General features: G+C 70.5%; 16 protein-coding genes and 1 other RNA gene. 5 read left to right on the forward strand and 12 right to left on the reverse strand.

From position 1 onward, the window contains the following. Nucleotides 1–44 precede the first annotated feature (44 nt). The 8 genes from rpiA to VDQ83_RS05320 all read right to left on the reverse strand — a co-directional run bounded on the left by rpiA (nucleotide 45) and on the right by VDQ83_RS05320 (nucleotide 5961). The gene (rpiA, locus tag VDQ83_RS05285) at nucleotides 45–692 is read right to left on the reverse strand and encodes a ribose-5-phosphate isomerase RpiA (RefSeq protein WP_263395607.1); all 648 of its coding nucleotides are present in this window, start codon (nucleotides 690–692) and stop codon (nucleotides 45–47) included. A gap of 99 nt (nucleotides 693–791) precedes the next feature. Then, entirely contained in the window at nucleotides 792–1262 is a 471-nt protein-coding gene (locus VDQ83_RS05290) for an EVE domain-containing protein (protein WP_263395606.1), read from the reverse strand. Beyond that, the gene (locus VDQ83_RS05295) at nucleotides 1259–1852 is read right to left on the reverse strand and encodes a 5-formyltetrahydrofolate cyclo-ligase (RefSeq protein WP_455434120.1); all 594 of its coding nucleotides are present in this window, start codon (nucleotides 1850–1852) and stop codon (nucleotides 1259–1261) included. Before VDQ83_RS05295 ends, VDQ83_RS05290 begins: the two co-directional genes overlap by 4 nt. A 76-nt stretch (nucleotides 1853–1928) precedes the next feature. Beyond that, nucleotides 1929–2708, reverse strand: coding sequence for a thioesterase family protein (locus tag VDQ83_RS05300; RefSeq protein ID WP_455434121.1), 780 nt, complete (start codon nucleotides 2706–2708; stop codon nucleotides 1929–1931). 171 nt (nucleotides 2709–2879) lie between these two features. Next, a non-coding RNA gene (ssrS, locus tag VDQ83_RS05305) (6S RNA) lies at nucleotides 2880–3064 on the reverse strand. Nucleotides 3065–3162: 98 nt separating this feature from the next. Then, nucleotides 3163–3456, reverse strand: a complete 294-nt coding sequence (locus tag VDQ83_RS05310; RefSeq protein WP_263395603.1) for a cell division protein ZapA — start codon at nucleotides 3454–3456, stop codon at nucleotides 3163–3165. Continuing rightward, entirely contained in the window at nucleotides 3453–3674 is a 222-nt protein-coding gene (locus tag VDQ83_RS05315) for a TIGR02449 family protein (RefSeq protein WP_455434122.1), read from the reverse strand. The genes VDQ83_RS05310 and VDQ83_RS05315 overlap by 4 nt, the downstream gene beginning before the upstream one ends. Before the next feature lie 67 nt (nucleotides 3675–3741). Then, nucleotides 3742–5961: a putative bifunctional diguanylate cyclase/phosphodiesterase gene (locus VDQ83_RS05320; protein WP_455434123.1), complete on the reverse strand. Its 2220-nt coding sequence runs from the start codon at nucleotides 5959–5961 to the stop codon at nucleotides 3742–3744. A 156-nt stretch (nucleotides 5962–6117) separates the two neighbouring features. Between VDQ83_RS05320 and VDQ83_RS05325 the strand changes: the two genes are divergently transcribed. From VDQ83_RS05325 to VDQ83_RS05335, 3 genes are all read left to right on the forward strand, one after another. Beyond that, complete coding sequence (locus VDQ83_RS05325) at nucleotides 6118–6663, forward strand: YecA/YgfB family protein (protein ID WP_455434124.1); 546 nt, start codon at nucleotides 6118–6120, stop codon at nucleotides 6661–6663. Between the two features lie 3 nt (nucleotides 6664–6666). Continuing rightward, nucleotides 6667–7992, forward strand: coding sequence for an aminopeptidase P N-terminal domain-containing protein (locus tag VDQ83_RS05330; protein ID WP_309914391.1), 1326 nt, complete (start codon nucleotides 6667–6669; stop codon nucleotides 7990–7992). 189 nt (nucleotides 7993–8181) lie between these two features. Next, the gene (locus VDQ83_RS05335; RefSeq protein ID WP_455434125.1) at nucleotides 8182–9048 is read left to right on the forward strand and encodes a hypothetical protein; all 867 of its coding nucleotides are present in this window, start codon (nucleotides 8182–8184) and stop codon (nucleotides 9046–9048) included. A 68-nt stretch (nucleotides 9049–9116) separates the two neighbouring features. Here VDQ83_RS05335 and VDQ83_RS05340 read toward each other — a convergent pair whose 3' ends face one another. After that, nucleotides 9117–12251, reverse strand: coding sequence for a multidrug efflux RND transporter permease subunit (locus VDQ83_RS05340; RefSeq protein WP_455434126.1), 3135 nt, complete (start codon nucleotides 12249–12251; stop codon nucleotides 9117–9119). 15 nt (nucleotides 12252–12266) lie between these two features. Next, nucleotides 12267–13421, reverse strand: a complete 1155-nt coding sequence (locus VDQ83_RS05345; RefSeq protein WP_455434127.1) for an efflux RND transporter periplasmic adaptor subunit — start codon at nucleotides 13419–13421, stop codon at nucleotides 12267–12269. A 157-nt stretch (nucleotides 13422–13578) separates the two neighbouring features. Between VDQ83_RS05345 and VDQ83_RS05350 the strand changes: the two genes are divergently transcribed. Both VDQ83_RS05350 and VDQ83_RS05355 read left to right on the forward strand, forming a co-directional pair. After that, complete coding sequence (locus tag VDQ83_RS05350) at nucleotides 13579–14313, forward strand: response regulator (RefSeq protein ID WP_455434128.1); 735 nt, start codon at nucleotides 13579–13581, stop codon at nucleotides 14311–14313. Then, nucleotides 14310–15401, forward strand: a complete 1092-nt coding sequence (locus VDQ83_RS05355) for an ATP-binding protein (RefSeq protein WP_309914406.1) — start codon at nucleotides 14310–14312, stop codon at nucleotides 15399–15401. The genes VDQ83_RS05350 and VDQ83_RS05355 overlap by 4 nt, the downstream gene beginning before the upstream one ends. 36 nt (nucleotides 15402–15437) lie before the next feature. On the opposite strand, the gene VDQ83_RS05360 is transcribed toward VDQ83_RS05355, so the two are convergent. Both VDQ83_RS05360 and VDQ83_RS05365 read right to left on the reverse strand, forming a co-directional pair. Then, the gene (locus tag VDQ83_RS05360) at nucleotides 15438–16073 is read right to left on the reverse strand and encodes a cytochrome b (protein WP_309914408.1); all 636 of its coding nucleotides are present in this window, start codon (nucleotides 16071–16073) and stop codon (nucleotides 15438–15440) included. A 34-nt stretch (nucleotides 16074–16107) separates the two neighbouring features. Continuing rightward, nucleotides 16108–16701 carry a TetR/AcrR family transcriptional regulator gene (locus VDQ83_RS05365; protein ID WP_455434129.1) on the reverse strand — a complete coding sequence of 198 codons (594 nt, stop codon included), beginning with the start codon at nucleotides 16699–16701 and terminating at the stop codon, nucleotides 16108–16110. Nucleotides 16702–16990 lie beyond the last annotated feature (289 nt).

Genomic DNA, 16990 nt, shown 5'->3' on the forward strand with positions numbered 1-16990 from the left:
GGAAGAGATTCTGGCCTTTACGAATCCCCAATCCCGCGCGCGTCCTACAGGACGCGCGGCGGTTCGCCGCCGACGATCACCACGTCGGCCGGGCGGCGCGCGAACAGGCCGACGCAGACCACGCCGGGGATCTGGTTCAGTTCGCGCTCCAGCGCCACCGGGTCGGTGATCTGCAGGTGGTGCACGTCGAGCACCACGTTGCCGTTGTCGGTGACCACGCCGTCGCGCCACACCGGTTGGCCGCCGGTGCGCGCCAGGATCTCGCGCGCGACCAGGCTGCGCGCCATCGGGATCACTTCGATCGGCAGCGGGAACGCGCCCAGCGTCTGGACCTGCTTGCTCGGGTCGATGATGCAGACGAAGCGCTCGCTGGCCTCGGCGATGATCTTCTCGCGGGTCAGCGCGGCGCCGCCGCCCTTGATCAGGCAGCGGTTCGGGTCGCACTCGTCGGCGCCGTCCACGTACAGCGACAGGTTGCCGGTGTGGTTCAGCTCCAGCACCTCGATGCCGTGCTGGCGCAGGCGCGCGGTGCTCTGCTCGGAGCTGGAGACCGCGCCCTTGATGCGGTGGCCGATGCGGCCGAGCGCGTCGATGAAGTAGGCCACGGTGGAGCCGGTACCGACGCCGACGATCATGCCGTCCTCGACGTATTCGACGGCTTTCTCGGCGGCAAGGCGTTTGCTTTCGGACATTGGAGGCTCGGGATTCGGGATTGGGGATTCGGGATTCGTGAAAAGCGGCCGGCGGGCAGGGCAGGAGACGAATCCCCGATGCCCAATCCCCAATCCCGGCTACTCAAGCGCCAGCAACAGCTTCCACTGCGCGGCGCTGACCGGGAACACCGACAGGCGGTTGCCGCGCGCGGTCAGCGGAAAGCCTTCGCCGAGCGCGTCGGCGTGCTGCTTGATCTCGTCCAGCGCGATGGTGCGCGCGAGCTTGCGCTCGAAGGCCACGTCCACCAGGTACCAGCGCGGCTGTTCGCGGGTGGCCTTGGGGTCGTGGTAGTCGGAGGTGGGATCGAACTGGGTGACGTCCGGATAGGCCGCGCTGGCCACCGTGGCCGTGCCGACGATGCCCGGTACCTTGCAGTTGGAGTGGTAGAACAGGATGCCGTCGCCGAGCTTCATGCCGTCGCGCATGAAGTTGCGCGCCTGGTAGTTGCGCACCCCGTTCCAGGGTTCGGTGCCGACCCGCTGCAGGTCGTCGATCGAGAAGGCGTCCGGTTCGGACTTCATCAGCCAGTAGCGCTTGCGTGCGGTCATGCGGGGGAATCGGTCGCGGTCAGGAGGGTGAGGGAGTCGGTGCAGACCGCATCCAGCGCCACGTCCCAGGCGGCGACGGGCAGCGCGGCGACCTGCTGCACGGCGAAGGCGGCGCCGACCAGCCAGGGCGGAGGCGCGTGCCGCTGGCGAAATGCGAAGCTGCGATCATACCAGCCGCCTCCCATGCCCAGGCGTCCGCCGCCGGCGTCGAAGCCGACCAGCGGCGCCACCACCAGCGCCATCTGCTCCGGCGCCAGGGTCGCTTCGGCGGCGACGTCGGGTTCGGGGATGCCGTAGCGGTTGGCGGTCAGCGGCTGCCCCGGGCGCCACGGCGCGAAGCGTAGGGTCTTGCCGCTGAGCACCGGTAGGCAGTACTGCACCGTGGACGGCAGGCTCAGCTGCCAGCGGTGCAGCGCGATCTCCCCGTCCAGCGCCCAATAGCCGGCGACGTGGCCGTGCTGCGGCGCGAACGGCAGGTCCAGCAGGCGTAGCGCCAGCGCGTCGGCGGCGGCCAGGCGCGCGGCGGCGGGGAGCGCGCGGCGGCGCGCGCGCAAGTGCTGGCGCAGGAGGTCGCGGTCGTCGGAAGTCATCGGGCAGGGCGGCAGGAGAGGGCGCCATTGTCGGTGCCCAGGTGCGCACTGGCTACTGGGCGGCGCCTGCAGCGCGTCAGGCGTAGATCGCCACCGTCTGCCGGCCCGATAGCACCAGCCGCCCGGCCCGGTCCCAGATCTGCATGTCCTGCAGCGAATAGCCGTCGGCGGCGTGCCGGCTGGCCGAGCGCAGCAGGAACCAGTCGCCGGCGGTTGCCGGCTGCGGGAAATCCAGGGTCCAGGTCATCGAACTGACCGGCGCCGGTTCGGTGAAGCAGGCCATCGCCGCCGGCGGCAGGCAGTCGCCGAGCGCGACCAGGGCCACGCTCGGGTCCACCCCGCCGCCGTCGCGATGGCGCGCCCACACCAGCAGTTCCGGGGTGGCGGCGCCGGAGACCGGCAGCGCGCCGCCGGCCAGGCGCATCTCGAAATTGGCGACGAACGCCGGGGTGGCGGCGCTGTCGGCGATCGGCGCGGCGGCGTCGGGTGCGCACACCGCCGGCGGCGCCGGCATGAAGTCGTGGACGATGCCGCTGGGCCGCGGCTGCGCGAACAGCAGCGCCGCGCGCAACGCGACCTGTTCGCCGGCCAGGCAGTCGACCGCGATCGAGGTGGCGGACTTGCCCTGGCGCAGCAGGCGCGCATCGAAACGCAGGGCGGCATCGGTCGGGCCGACGAACCAGATGTGCGCCGACTTCAGCGGCGGCAGCGCGGAAGGCGCGGCGCGCAGCGCGGCCTGCAGCGCCAGCGCCGCGGACAGGCCGCCGAAGGCGGTACGTCCCTGCCGCCAGCTGGCGGGGACGTCGAACCCGGCGGCCGGGTCGAAGCGGTCGACGAGCTGGGCGAGCGAAGGCATGCGGCGTCTCCTGGGTGGGGGCGACAGTATCCCAGGCTTGTGCGGCGGCTGGTCGCGGCGTGGCGGCGTGCGGCATGGGCGGAAACCCACGCGCATGGCGCACGGCATGCGCGCACAACACGCGGACACACAAAAGGAAACGGCGCCTTGCGGCGCCGTTTCCGGGATATTGCATTCTCCGCCATGACGATGCGTGCGAAACGACCTTGAACCCGGGGTTCAAGTGGGATAGCTGGGGAACCATCGGGCTTCCCGCTACGAGGCGGACCTGCACACCCGATTCCGTCGCCATCCCGTGGTCGTAATTAAGGGACAAGGCGAATGTTTGCACACGCTGTCGTTCACAGCAGAGAACGCAAACGAAGTATAGCGCCGTCGCCGCGCTTGGCTAGTCCGTTCGTCGGTCGCGCGGTACGGCGCAATTCACGTTGATGATCGAAATGCGATGCGCGGATCAGCGCGCCGTATCGACCACGCCGTCCAGGCGGCGATTGAGATCGGCCAGCGTGCGCGTCATCTCATGATCGCGCCGCGTCTGCTCGTCGCGCAGCTGTTGCAGTTCGTGCGCCAGGTTCAGCGCGGCCAGCACCGCGACCCGGTCCACCGCCGCCATGCGGTTGCTGCCGCGCACTTCGCGCATCTTCGCGTCGAGCAGGCGCGCGGCGGCGAGCAGGCTGTCGCGCTCCTCGGCCTCGACGCCGACGGTGTATTCGCGATCGAGGATGCGGACGCTGACCGGTTCGCTCACGTGTGCTGCTCCAACGACTTGAGCCGGGTGATCATCGCCTCGACCCGCGAGCGCGCCTGCTCGTTCTTGGTCAGCAGCTGCGAGCGCTCGCCGATCAGCTGCTCCTGCTGCTGGCGCAGGCTGCGGTTCTCGTCGGCCAGGCGCTGGCAGCGCTCGACCAGCGTTTCCACGCGTGTGGCGAGGGTGCGTAGCTGGGCGAGGGTTTCGGGGGTGTCCATGGCGCCCACGATAGGCATGCGCCCGAGCGGCGGTCAAGACGCCGCGCGGCGCCGCGACGGCCGCCGCTCAGGCGGGCAGCAGCAACGGCTGCCGCAGCAACTGCAGGCAGACCTCCGGCTCCAGCGCCGGCGCCACCAGGTGGCCCTGGATCTCGTCGCAGCCGTGCTCGCGCAGGAACGCCAGCTGGCCGGGCAGCTCGACGCCTTCGGCCACCACTTTCAGCGCCAGCGAGTGGCCCATGGCGATGATGGTGCTGGTGATCGCCTCGTCGTCCGGGTCGCGGGTCAGGTCGCCGATGAATTCCTGGTCGATCTTCAGGGTGTTGATCGGCAGCCGCTTCAGGTAGGCCAGCGAGGAATAGCCGGTGCCGAAGTCGTCGATCGCCAGGGCCAGGCCCAGCGCGCGGCAGGCGTGCAGGGTGGCCGCGTTCTTGCCGACCTGCGACATCACCACGCTTTCGGTGAGTTCCAGTTCGACCCTGTTCGCCGGCACCCCGGTCTCGGCCAGGATCCGCGCCATCAGCGCCGGCAGGTCGCCGCGCTCGAGCTGGATCGCCGAGACGTTGACCGACATGCACAACTCGGTCAGGCCCAGCTCGCGCCAGCCGCGCAAGGTGGTGCAGGCCTGGCGCAGCACCCACTCGCCGATCTCCAGGATCAGCCCGGTCTCCTCGGCCAGGGGAATGAACTGGCTCGGCGAGACCGTGCCGAAATCGGCGCTGTGCCAGCGCAGCAGCGCTTCCACGCCGACCACGCGCTGCTCGCGCAGCGAATAGCGCGGCTGGTAGACCAGCTTCAGTTCCTGGTCGAGCGGGATCTTGCGCAGGGTGCTGGCCAGCGTGGCGCGGTGGCGGGTGGCCTCGTCCATGCGCGCCGAGTACACCTGGATGTTGCGGCGGCCGGCGGCCTTGGCCTGGTACATCGCGGTGTCGGCGTGCTTGAGCAGTTCGCTGGGCAACAGCGCGTGCTGCGGGAACAGCGAGATGCCGATCGAGGAGGAGATCGCCACTTCGCGGCGGTCGTCCAGCTGCAGCGGCGGATCGAACGCGGTCAGCACGCGCGCGGCGACGGCCTCGGCCTGGGCCTGGTCGGCGACGTCCTCCACCACCACGGTGAATTCGTCGCCGGCCAGGCGCGCGACCGTGTGCTGCGGGCCCACCGCCTGCTGCAGGCGTTCGGCGACCGCACGCAGCACCCGGTCGCCGATGGCGTGGCCGAGCGAATCGTTGATGTCCTTGAACCGGTCCAGGTCCAGGAACAACACCGCCACCGAACTGCCCTGGCGCCGCGCCCGCACGATCGCGCGCGCCAGCCGCTCGGACAGCAAGGCGCGGTTGGGCAGGCTGGTCAGCGTGTCGTAGTTGGCCAGGTAGCGCAGTTCCTGCTCGGCGCGCTTCTGGTCGGTGATGTCTTCCAGCACCACCACGTAGAAGCTGTGCCGGCCATCGGCGTCGACGACGGTGTTGCGGCGCACGTGGCAGAGGATCTCCTGGCCGTCCTTGCGCCGCTTCCAGGCTTCGCCGCGCCACTGCCGGCCATTCTCGAACGCGGCGGGGACCGGCACGTCCGGTGCGTGGTCGAGCAGCGCCATCGGCTGGCCCAGCACTTCGCGTTCGCTGTAGCCGGTGATGCGGGTGAAGGCCGGATTGACCGAAATGAAGCGCGATTCCTCGTCCAGCACCGCGACCGCTTCGCTCATGCTGCGCAGCACTTCGCTGGCGATGCGCCGCTCCAGGTCGGCCTGGCGGTGCGAGGTGATGTCGCGCGCGGTGCCGGCGAGCCGGCGCGGCTTGCCGTCGGCGCCGTAGTCGACCACGCGGCCGCGGACCCGCGCCCACAGCCATACGCCATCGCCGGCCAGGTCCACCCGGTACTCGGCCACGTAGACCGGGGTCAGCCCCTGCAGGTGCTCGCGCAGCGCGCGTTCGGCCTGCGGCACGTCGTCGGGATGGATGCGCAGCGGGTCGTCCTCGCGGATCACCATGGTGATCTCCTGCGCGTGCGGCGCCGCTTCGTCGGCGCGCATCCGGCGCAGCTTGCGCTGCTGCAGGTCGTAGTCCCAGAAGTGCTCGCCGGAGGCCCACAGCGCCAGTTTCAGGTGGTGGTCGCGCTGCTGCAGCTGCTGCTGGCGCTGCAGTTGCTGCTGCATGCGCCGCCGCCAGTGCAAGGCCTGCAGCACCGCCACCCCCGTGGCCACGGCCAGGATCGCCGCCGCGGCGGCCCAGCCCCAACGCCAGTCGATGCCGGCATGACCCGTGATTCCCGCAGCGACGTGCTCGATCGACATGGCGGGTAGGGGCTTCGAGCAGGAAAGGGTGGTGGAGTGTAGGCGCCGGTCGGAAGCCTTCACAAGCAGCGCGGCGCATGCGGATTGCTACACTGCGCGGCCCGATCCACCGCTGCGCCCCGCTCCGGCGATCGGCGCCCAACAGGCCTTGCGTCCATGACCGAACTTCCCACCGCCGACGACGTCCACCAAGCCAGCCAGCAACTGGGCCTGGCCGCGTCGGCGGCCGAACTCCACGGCGCGTTGTGCGGCTGGCTGGCCGGCGGCGGCGCCGACCTGGCGGCCTGGCCGGCGGCGGTGCTGGCCGATGCCGGCGTCGCCACGCCGCGCCCCGGCGATGCGCTGGACCGGCTGCGCGAGGCCACCGTCGCGCAGCTGGAGGACCGTGATTTCGCCTTCGACCTGGTGCTGGCCGACGCCGGCGCGCCGTTGTCCGAACGCGCCGACGGCCTGTTCGACTGGTGCCGCGGCTTTCTCGGCGGCTTCGGGCTGGCCGCCGGCGCCAAGCCGCCGTTGTCCGAAGAAGGCGAGGAGGCGCTGCAGGACCTGGCGCGGCTGGCGCAGGCCAGCACCGACGATTTCGACAGCGCCGACGAGGACGAGGACGCGCTGGCAGAGATCGAGGAATTCGTGCGCGTGGCGGCCTTGCTGCTGCACAGCGACTGCGTGCTCGGCCCGCGCCACCGGCAACGCCTGAACTGAGCGATGAAGCGACTCACCGGGATCGGCGCGGGCGAATACGCGCGCCGGCGCAGACACCTGATGGACATGGCCGGCGAGCACGCCATCCTGGTGCTGCCGAGCGCGCCGGAACGGGTGCGCAGCCATGACACCCACTACCCGTACCGGCAGGACTCGGATTTCTGGTACCTGTGCGGCTTCCCCGAGCCGGAGGCGGTGCTGGTGCTGGTGCCGGGCCGCAAGCACGGCGAGGCGCTGCTGTTCTGCCGCGAGCGCGACCCCGAGCGCGAGGCCTGGGACGGCCCGCGCGCCGGCCAGGACGGCGCGGTCGAGCGCTACGGCATGGACGATGCGTACCCGATCGAGGACCTCGACGAGATCCTGCCCGGGCTGCTGGAAGGCCGTTCGCGGGTGTACTACCACTTCGGCCGCGACGTCGACTTCGACCTCAAGCTGATCGGCTGGGTCAAGCGCGTGCGCGAACAGGTGCGGCACGGCGCGCAGCCGCCGCACGAGTTCCTGGAGCTGGGCCACCTGCTGCACGAGCAGCGCCTGTTCAAGTCGCGCGACGAGATCGCGCTGATGCAGGTGGCCGCCGACCTGAGCGTGGAGGGGCATCGCGCGGCGATGCGGCTGGCGCGCGCGGGCGTCCACGAATACCAGTTGCAGGCGGAGATCGAGCGCGAATTTCGTGCCGGCGATGCCTGGCCGGCCTACGGCAGCATCGTCGGCACCGGCGCCAACGCCTGCGTGCTGCACTACCGCGCCAACGCCGCGCGCCTGCGCGACGGCGAGCTGGTGCTGATCGACGCCGGCGCCGAGTACCGCGGCTATGCCGCCGACATCACCCGCACCTTCCCGGTGAGCGGCCGCTTCAGCGCCGAGCAGCGCGCGCTGCACGACCTGGTCGGCGCCGCGCACGCGGCGGCGCTGGCGCAGGCGCGGCCGGGCGTGGCCTACGAGGCCGGACACCTGGCCGCGGTGCAGACCCTCACCGAGGGCCTGCTGCGCCTGGGGCTGCTCAAGGGCAGCCTGGAGCAGAACCTGGCCAGCGGCGACTATCGGCGCTTCTACCGGCACAAGACCGGGCACTGGCTGGGCCTGGACGTGCACGACGTCGGCGACTACAAGCTGGCCGGCGAATCGCGCCTGCTGGAGCCGGGCATGGTGTTCACCATCGAGCCCGGCCTGTACGTCTCGCCCGACGACAAGGAGGTCGATGCGAAGTGGCGCGGCATCGGCATCCGGACCGAGGACGACGTGCTGATCACCGACGACGGCCACCGCGTGCTGACCGCCGCGCTGGCGCGCAGCGCCGAGGAGATCGAGGCGGAGATGGCCGCGCGCTGACGTCGCTTGCGCGCTTGTCGTCCGCTGCGCACAGTGTGCAGGTACGAGGGGGGATGAATGTTGAAGAATACGGTGGCGGGATTGCTCACGGCAACGATGTGGCTTGCAGCCAGTGCGGGCGCGGTACCGCAGGCGCACGATGCGGCGCCAGCGCCAGCGCCGGCCAGCGTTGCGGCCGGCGTTCCCAGCATGGCGCTGGCCGATCTGGAAACGCTGTTGTCGGTGCGCTCCGTGCCTGCGGCCCGCGAGCAGTTGTTGGCGCAGTTGGTGGCGCTGGCGCGCAACGGCGACGGCGCTTCGGCCTTCTACCTCGGCGTGCTCTACCGACACGGCGATGCGCATCCGGCGCATCTGGTGCAGCGCGACGACGATACCGCGCGCTATTGGCTGGAAACATGCCTCGGGATGACACGGTGTCCGTTGCTGGCGCTCGCCTCGCTGGCGGAACTGGAACTGTCCGCGGGCAACCCCAAGCCGGCGATGCAGTGGGCGCAGGCCTGGATCGCACTGGATCGCGAGCTCACGGCGCGCGAACGCGAGGCCAGCGGCCGCACGCTTCGGCCCAGCCAGCTCAATCGCGATACCGCGTATCACGCCTATCTGCTGGAGCGGTGCTACGCCGCCATGCCGTCGGGCGATCGCAACGCGATCGGCCTGGCCTGGTTCAACGAACTCCGGCTGCAGCGGGGCAAGGTGCTGGACCGCATGCTGTTCGCGCAGATCGACGCGCTGCACGCGCAGGGCACGGGCGAGAGCGCCGGGCTTGCGCCACGCGCCGAGAACCAGCGGCGCAAGACCGTGCGCGATAGCCCGATGGACTTGCCGGTCACCCCGGCGTTGACCCTGTTCCTGCTCCGCGGCGACCCGCAAGGCGGACGTCCCGAGTCGTCGCTGGTGATCGAGGCATTGCCGTCGCCGAGCGCGGCGCGCGGACTCGAGGCGTTGGCGCGCGATTTCAAGACCGCGCCGTATCCTGCTGCGGCAGGGCAGCGGCGTTACGACACGGTGCCCATGAGCTTCAATCGCGGCCCTTATGCGTTGACCGGCAAGCAGTGACCGCGGCGGAGCGAGCCAGGCGCCGATCAGGTTTTCCGGATCGTCACCGTTGCAGGGCACGTCGGCGCTCACTCCTGTGCGCTTGAGCGCGCCGCGCCGCGCCGTGCGCGCCAGGCCGCGAAACGTCCCTGCAGGCCGAGCACGAACACGAAGAACGCCGGCACGAAGAACACCGCCAGCAAGGTGCCGCTGACCATGCCGCCGAACACGCCGGTGCCGATCGCATGCTGGGTCTCGGCGCTGGCGCCGGAGGCCAGCATCAGCGGCACCACGCCCAGCGCGAACGCCAGCGACGTCATCAGGATCGGGCGCAGGCGCAGGCGCGCCGCGTTCACCACCGCCTCGGCCAGGCCCTGGCCACCGGCGTGCAGCTGCCGGGCGAATTCCACGATCAGGATCGCGTTCTTGGCCGACAGGCCGATGATGGTGATCATGCCGACCTTGAAGAACACGTCGTTCGGCAGGCCGCGCAGCATCACCGCGGCCACCGCGCCGAGCAGCCCGAGCGGGACCACCAGCATCACCGACAGCGGAATCGACCAGCTCTCGTACAGCGCCGCCAGCACCAGGAACACCACCAGCGCCGACAGCAGGGTCAGCATCGGCGCCTGCGCCGCCGACTGGCGTTCCTGCAGCGACTGCCCGGTCCAGGCCACGGCGAAGCCCGGCGGCAGCCGCGCCGCCAGCCGCTCCATTTCCGCCATCGCCTCGCCGCTGGAGATGCCGGGCGCCGCGCCGCCGGCGATGCGCACGGCGGGAAAGCCCTGGAAGCGCATCAGTTGCTGCGGCGAGTCGATCCACGCCGGCGCCACCACTTCGCGCAACGGCAGCATGCCGCCGGAGGCGGTGCGCACGCGCAGCGCCAGCACGTCGTCCAGCTGCATGCGCGCCGGCGCGTCGGCCTGCACGATCACCTGCTGCATGCGCCCGGCGTTGGGGAAATCGTTGACGTACAGCGAGCCCATCGCCGCCGACAGGGTCGCGCTGACCGTGCTGAACGACAGGCCCATCGCTTCGGCCTTCTGCCGGTCGATCTGCAACTGGATGCTCTTCCCCGGCGGCATGCCGTCGGGATAGACGTCGCTGACCAGCTTGCTGTGCGCGGCCAGGTCCAGCAGCCGCGTCTGCGCGGCCATGAGCGCGGCGTCGCCGCGGTTGCCGCGGTCCTGCAGGAACAGGGTGAAGCCCGAGGACGTGCCCAGTTCGTCGATCGCTGGCGGCATCAGGCTCATCACCGTGCCTTCGGCGGTGCCGCGCATGGCCTGCTGGGCCAGCGCCGCTTCCTGGCCCGCGGTGGCGCCGCCACGTTGGTCCCAATCCTTGAGCATGGTGAAGGCCATCGCCGCGTTCGGCCCCGCGCCGGCGAAGCTGAAGCCCTGGATGACCAGGTTCGAGGCCAGCGCCGGGCGCGTTGCGACATGCGCCTCGAAGGCCTTCACCACATCGAGCGTGCGCTCGCTGGTGGCGCCGGTCGGCAACTGGATGGAGGTCATGAAATAGCCCTGGTCCTCTTCCGGCAGGAACGAAGACGGCAGCTGGCGCGCCGCGAACACCAGCGCGACGCAGACCACGCAGAACGCCGCCATCATGCGCCCGCTGTGCCGGACCATGCGCGCCACGCGCGCTGCGTAACCGCCGGTCAGGCGCTCGAAGCGGCGATTGAAGGCGCCGAAGAAGCCGCGTTTCTCGTGGTGGCCGGGCTGCGGCGGACGCAGCAGCGTCGCGCACAGCGCCGGCGTCAGGGTCAGCGCCAGGAACGCCGAGAACAGGATCGAGACCGCCATCGACAGGGTGAACTGCTTGTAGATCACGCCGACCGAGCCGGCCGCGAATGCCATCGGGATGAACACCGCGGTCAGCACCAGGGTGATGCCGACCACCGCGCCGGTGATTTCCCGCATCGCCTTGGACGTGGCGTCCCTGGGCGAGAGCCCTTCGCTGGCCATCAGCCGTTCGACGTTCTCCACCACCACGATGGCGTCGTCGACGATGATGCCGATCGCCAGCACCATGCCGAACATGGTCAGCACGTTGATGGAGAACCCGGCCAGCAACATCACCGCGAACGTGCCGAGCAGCGCGATCGGCGCGACGATCGCCGGAATCAGCGTATAGCGGACGTTCTGCAGGAACAGGTACATCACCAGGAACACCAGCAGCATCGCTTCGAGCAGGGTGTGGAGCACTTTCTCGATGGAGATCTTTACGAACGGCGCGGTGTTGAACGGGATGGAGTAGGCCATCCCGGCCGGCATGCTGGCGGCCAGTTCGTCGAGCCTGTCCTGCACCGCCTGCGCGGTCCGCACCGCGTTGGCGCCGGGCGAAAGCTGGATGGCGGCGCTGGTCGCGGCCGCGCCGTTCTCGCGGTTGGAGAATGCATAGGACTGCGCGCCCAGTTCCACGCGCGCCACATCGCCGAGCACGACCCTGGCGCCGTCGGCGCTGGCGCGGAGCACGATCGCGGCGAACTGCTCCGGCGTGGACAGCTGCCCGACGACGGTCAGCGGCACGGTCAGGCGCTGGCCGGGCAGGGTCGGTTCGTCGCCGACCCTGCCCGGCGCGATCTGCGCGTTCTGCTGTTCGATCGCTTGCGCCAGGTCGGTCATCGCCAGCCCGTAGGCGACCAGCTTGTCCGGATCCACCCACACGCGCATGGCCTGCTCGGCACCGAACAGCTGCACGCGGCCGACGCCGTCGATCCGGCGCAGCTCCTGCACGATGTTGCGCGCCATGTAGTCGTTGAGCGCGACCTCGTCGTAGCGGCCGTCGCGCGAGGTCATGCCGATCAGCATCAGGAAGCCGGAGGCGGCCGACTCCACCTGCAGGCCGCTTTGCCGCACCGCCTGCGGCAGGCGCGGTTCCACCGCCTTGATCCGGTTCTGCACGTCCACCTGCGCCAACTCCGGATCGGTGCCCGGCTTGAAGGTCGCGGTGATCTGCGCGGTGCCGGAGGTGTCCACCGACGACTCGAAGTACAGCAGATTCTTGACGCCGGCCAATTCGCGTTCGACCAGGCCGACCACCGAATCGTTCATCGTCTGCGGCGTGGCACCGGGATAGCTCGCGTACAAGGTCACCGACGGCGGCGCCACCGAGGGATAGCGCGCGACCGGCAGCTGCCCGATGGCGATGGCGCCAAACAGCACGATGAACAGTGCGATCACCCACGCGAACACCGGACGTTCGATGAAGAACTGGGGCATGCTCGATTCCTCCGCTCAGCGCGCGCTTGCGGCCGTGGCCGCGCTGGCCGGACCACTCCATGGGCGAGCGGTGACTGCCGCTCCGGCGCTCAGGCGTTCGATGCCCTCGATGACTACCCGCTGCCCCGCGTGCAGGCCGGAGGCGATGCGGTAGCGGCGCTCGACCAGTTCGCCGAGTTCGACCGAGGCGCTGTGTGTGCGTCCGCGCGCATCCACCACCCACACGTACGCCTGCGCGCCGATTCGGGTGACTGCCTGCTGGGGAACGGTGAGCGCCTGCGCATAGCTGGCCCGCGGCACCCGCGCGCGCACGTACATTCCGGGCAGCAATCGCCGCTGCGGGTTGTCGACCAGGATGCGCAGCAGCACGTCCCCGGTGCTGGCATCGACGTCGATGCCGGAGAACAACACGCGCCCGCTCACGCCGGAGGGCTGCCCGCTGCGATCGAGGATCTGTGCGGGCAGGCCGTGGTCGCCGGCCGCCTGCGTGCCCGGCGCATCGCCAATCGGGTCCAGCGCGGTCGCTGGCTGGCGCACGTCGACGTAGACCTGGTCGATCTGCTGGACCACCGCCAGCGGCGCACTGTCGGTCGGCGCGACCAGCGCGCCCTCGGTGAGCAGCGCCTGGTCGATGCGCCCGGAGATCGGCGCATCGACCCGCGCGAACGCCAGGTCCAGGCGCCGCCGCGCCAGCGTCGCGCGCGCTTCGGCCACGTCGGCCGCGGCCTGGTCGCGTTGCGCCACCGCGTCGTCGTACGTCTGCCGGCTGACCAAGTCGGATTGCACCAGGCGCTCGAGTCGTGCGGCCTGCCCGCTGGCGCGCGACAGCGCGGCCTGCGCGCGTTGCATCGCGGCCACCGCGCTGTCGACCTCGGCCTTGAACGGGGCCGGGTTGATCTGGAACAGCGCGTCGCCGCGTGTTACTTCGGCGCCCTGTTCGAAGAAACGCCGCTGCACGATGCCGCCGACCTGCGGGCGGATCTGCGCGCTGCGCACTGCGGAAATCCGCCCTGGCAGGTCGACGCTTGCGGTCACCTGCTCCGGGCGCAGGGTCAGCACCGTGACCTGCGCCGGTGGCGGTGCGGCAGCGTCCTGCCCGCCGGTTCCGCAGCCGGCCAGCGCCAGCGCGGCCAGGCCGGCCGTCGCCAGGTTTCGGTACCACTGTCGCATGCACATGCCTCACGAGCCTCGATGGTGTCGCCGCACGCGCGCGGCGGAAGTGCGAAGCGGGAAGCGTGACAGGCGATGGTTGCGGCGCTTTCGATGCAGTGTGGAGATATGATGGAGGCCCATCGACCATTCAGCGTCGAAGCATTCCAGCGTCCACATGCCCGCCTCCGCCTCAGGCCCGTCACCGGTGCCCGCGTCCGCCGCGCTCGTCCTGATCGCCGAGGACGAGCGCGAGATCGCCGAGATCCTGGCGGCGTATCTGGCGCGCAGCGGGTTGCGCACAGCGCATGCGGTCAATGGCCGCGAAGCGCTCGCCATGCATCTGACGCTGGATCCGGACCTGGTCCTGCTGGACGTGCAGATGCCCGGCGTGGACGGGTGGAAGGTGCTCGCCGAGCTGCGCCATCGCGGCCAGACCCCGGTGATCATGCTCACCGCGCTCGATCACGACATCGACAAACTGATGGGCCTGCGCCTGGGCGCCGACGACTACGTGGTGAAGCCGTTCAACCCGGCCGAAGTGGTGGCGCGCGTGCAGGCGGTGCTGCGGCGGATCCAGGCCAACGGCGCGACCGAAGCGCGCGCGCTTCGGGTGGGCGCGTTCCATCTCGATCTGGACCAGCACCACGCCAGCGTGCGCGTCGGCGAGCGGCGCCACACGTTGGACCTGACCCTGACCGAGTTCAAGATCCTGAGCCGGCTGATGCGCGCGCCCAGGCGCGTGTTCAGTCGCGCCGAGCTGTTGAGCGCGTGCCTGCCCGAGGGCGACAGCCAGGAACGCACGGTCGACAGCCACATCAGCAAGCTGCGCAAGAAACTCGAGGCCCTCGGCGTGCAGGGCACGCCGGCCAGCGTGCGCGGCGTCGGCTACCGGTTCGGGCACGGCGCGTGAGCCAGGAACCGGGGCTGCGCCGGCAGGTCGTGCTGTCGCTGGGCGTGCTGGCGCTGGGGATCATCCTGCTGTCGGTGGTCGGTTCCTATGTGTTCTATGCGCTGGCCGTGGCGTATCTGCCGGGCAGCATTTCCGAAACATGGATGCCGTCACGCGTCGAGCTGGCATGGATCGTCTGCACTGCGGTGGCGGCGCTGGCGGTGGCGGTGCTGGTGGCCGTGCGCCTGTCGCGCCGGATCCTGCTGCCGCTGAACTCGGTAGCGCACAGCCTGCGCGAGATCGCCCAGGGCAACCTGCAGGCGCGCGCGGCGATGGACGAACATGCGCTGGGCGAGACCGCGCAACTGGTGCGCGACTTCAACACGATGGCCGAGCGCCTGCAGCGCATGACCCGCGAGCGCGAGTTCTGGAACGCGGCCATCGCCCACGAACTGCGCACGCCGGTCACCATCCTGCGCGGGCGCCTGCAGGGCCTGGCGGAAGGGGTGTTCGAGCCCGAGGTCGAGACGTTCCAGGGGCTGCTGCGCCAGGTCGAGGGGTTGAGCAGGCTGATCGAGGATCTGCGTGTGCTCAGCCTCAACGACAGCGGCCATCTGGAACTGCACCTGGCGCCGGCCGACCTGGCGCAGGAACTGTCCGCCGTCGTCCACGCCTTCGCCGGCGGCCTGGCCGCGCGCGGTTTCGTGCTGCAGGTGGAGCTGGATCCGCGGATGCAGGTCGTGTGCGATGCGGTGCGCATCCGCCAGGCCCTGATGGCCTTGCTGCAGAACGCGCTCGCGTACGCCGAACCCGGCGCGTTGCGGGTGCGCGCGGGCAACCGCGACGGCGTGTGCGAGCTGAGCGTGGAGGACGACGGCCCCGGCATCGATGCGGACGTCGCCGCGCGCGTGTTCGAGGCCTTCCGCCGCGGCGATCCTTCGCGCTCGCGCAAGAGCGGCGGCAGCGGGCTGGGCCTGTCCGTGGTCAAGGCCATCGCCGAGGCGCACGGCGGCGATGCGACCTGCCGGCCCTCGGGCACGGGCGGCACCAGCTTCCTGCTGCGCTGGCCGCTGCCGGCGGGCGAACCGGTCGCGCTGCCGCGCCTGTGATTCGCGCGGCAGGCCGCGGCCGCCGGACGTCGGTGCTCAGGGCGCCGGAGTGCCGCTCTCGGCGGCCGCTGCGGACGCAGGCGCAGCGCGCGCCGTCCGCCACGGCAGCATGCGCGCGAGCACGTCGTCGCGGCGCACCCAGTGGTGGAACAGCGCTGCGGCGACGTGCAGCGCGACCACCAGCCACGCGATCCATTTGCCGATGAAGTGATGCACGACATCGATGGGCGCTTCGAACGCTTCCCAGCTGAGCGCGAAGCGCTGGCTGATCCACGCGAACAGCCGGGTGTCGTTGAACCCGGTGACGCGGAACAGGCCGACGTCGGTGTCGGCACCGGTGCCCACGTAACCGGTCAGCGGCATGACGATCAGCAGGGCGTACAGGCCCCAGTGCGCCGCATGCGCGAGCCGGTGTTCCAGCGGCGATCCCGGCGGATCGTCCGGCTGCACGTCCAGCCACCGCCACAGCAGCCGCGGCAGCACCAGGAAGCCGACCAGCAGGCCGAGCACCCAGTGGAGGTTGAGCACCGGCAAGGACGCGTCGGAGGTGTCGTCCATGAACCAGATGACGTAGTAGACGACCACGTAGGCGCCGATGAACGCGGCGGCGGTGGTCCAATGGAACAGCTTGGCCACGAAGCCGAAGCGGTGTGCGGTGGTGCGCCATTGCATGAGGGGAATCCTGGCAGCGTGCGGATGCGATCGTTCAGCGGGCGAGCAGGCTGCCGAGCAGCCGTTCCAGGCCGTCGAGCGCATCGGCCAGGCGCGCCTGCTGGTCGCCCTCCGGTTCGGCGATCCAGAACGAGGCTTCGGTGATGGCGCCGTAGAGCATGCGTGCCATCACCCCCGCATGCAGCGGCGCCACCGTGCCGGCGGCGATCAGGGTCTCGAGCGCGGCCTGCAATGCGCCGATCCCTACCGACTGCGCGGCCGGCGGGACGTCGCCGAACACGGCGCGCGCGTCCTGCAGGATGATGCGGCGGATCTCCGGCTCCAGCGCCAGTTCCAGATAGGTGCGGCAGCGGCGGCGAAACCCCTCCCACGGCGAGGGCGCCGCATCGGACACCGCCTGCAGGCGTGCGCCGACCTCGACCTCGATCTGTTCGATGACCGCGGTCAGCAGCCCTTCCTTGCCGTTGAAGTGGTGGTAGAGCGCGCCGCGGGTGAGGCCCACGTCGGCAGTGAAGTCGTCCATCGAGGTGTGCGCGAAGCCTTGCGCGGCGAACGCGCGCCGCGCCGCCGCCAGCAGCTTGGCGCGGGTGTCCTCGATCATTTCGGTGCGGGAACGGCGGCGTGGCATGTGGTGGCCAGTTGACATACGCAACGTATGTTATTTTCATACGTCGCGTATGTCAATGTGGCTGCGCGCTTGGCTGCGCGCGATCGGGAAGCGGCGGTCCGGTGACTGGTGGGCGATCCGCGGCGGCTGGCGCTGCGTGTCGTAGGCGGTGCCGCGATGTCTTCTCGCCCTCCGCAAGGACATGCGATCAGCGGCTACGAGCGGCCCTTTCCTTGGTGGAATGCATCGGCTTGCGCTGGCCGTCGTCGGACAGCCGAAGCGTTCGCTTCCACGCGCGGCATCAGTCCAG

It is taken from the genome of Xanthomonas sp. WHRI 7945 (genome assembly GCF_035026585.1).

What these genes read in the sequence shown, in the direction of transcription:
- rpiA (WP_263395607.1), bottom strand. Translation starts at nt 692, where the DNA reads ATGTCCGAAAGCAAACGCCTTGCCGCCGAGAAAGCCGTCGAATACGTC.
- VDQ83_RS05290 (WP_263395606.1), bottom strand. Translation starts at nt 1,262, where the DNA reads ATGACCGCACGCAAGCGCTACTGGCTGATGAAGTCCGAACCGGACGCC.
- VDQ83_RS05295 (WP_455434120.1), bottom strand. Translation starts at nt 1,852, where the DNA reads ATGACTTCCGACGACCGCGACCTCCTGCGCCAGCACTTGCGCGCGCGC.
- VDQ83_RS05300 (WP_455434121.1), bottom strand. Translation starts at nt 2,708, where the DNA reads ATGCCTTCGCTCGCCCAGCTCGTCGACCGCTTCGACCCGGCCGCCGGG.
- VDQ83_RS05315 (WP_455434122.1), bottom strand. Translation starts at nt 3,674, where the DNA reads ATGGACACCCCCGAAACCCTCGCCCAGCTACGCACCCTCGCCACACGC.
- VDQ83_RS05320 (WP_455434123.1), bottom strand. Translation starts at nt 5,961, where the DNA reads ATGTCGATCGAGCACGTCGCTGCGGGAATCACGGGTCATGCCGGCATC.
- VDQ83_RS05325 (WP_455434124.1), top strand. Translation starts at nt 6,118, where the DNA reads ATGACCGAACTTCCCACCGCCGACGACGTCCACCAAGCCAGCCAGCAA.
- VDQ83_RS05330 (WP_309914391.1), top strand. Translation starts at nt 6,667, where the DNA reads ATGAAGCGACTCACCGGGATCGGCGCGGGCGAATACGCGCGCCGGCGC.
- VDQ83_RS05335 (WP_455434125.1), top strand. Translation starts at nt 8,182, where the DNA reads ATGGCGCTGGCCGATCTGGAAACGCTGTTGTCGGTGCGCTCCGTGCCT.
- VDQ83_RS05340 (WP_455434126.1), bottom strand. Translation starts at nt 12,251, where the DNA reads ATGCCCCAGTTCTTCATCGAACGTCCGGTGTTCGCGTGGGTGATCGCA.
- VDQ83_RS05345 (WP_455434127.1), bottom strand. Translation starts at nt 13,421, where the DNA reads ATGCGACAGTGGTACCGAAACCTGGCGACGGCCGGCCTGGCCGCGCTG.
- VDQ83_RS05350 (WP_455434128.1), top strand. Translation starts at nt 13,579, where the DNA reads ATGCCCGCCTCCGCCTCAGGCCCGTCACCGGTGCCCGCGTCCGCCGCG.
- VDQ83_RS05360 (WP_309914408.1), bottom strand. Translation starts at nt 16,073, where the DNA reads ATGCAATGGCGCACCACCGCACACCGCTTCGGCTTCGTGGCCAAGCTG.
- VDQ83_RS05365 (WP_455434129.1), bottom strand. Translation starts at nt 16,701, where the DNA reads ATGCCACGCCGCCGTTCCCGCACCGAAATGATCGAGGACACCCGCGCC.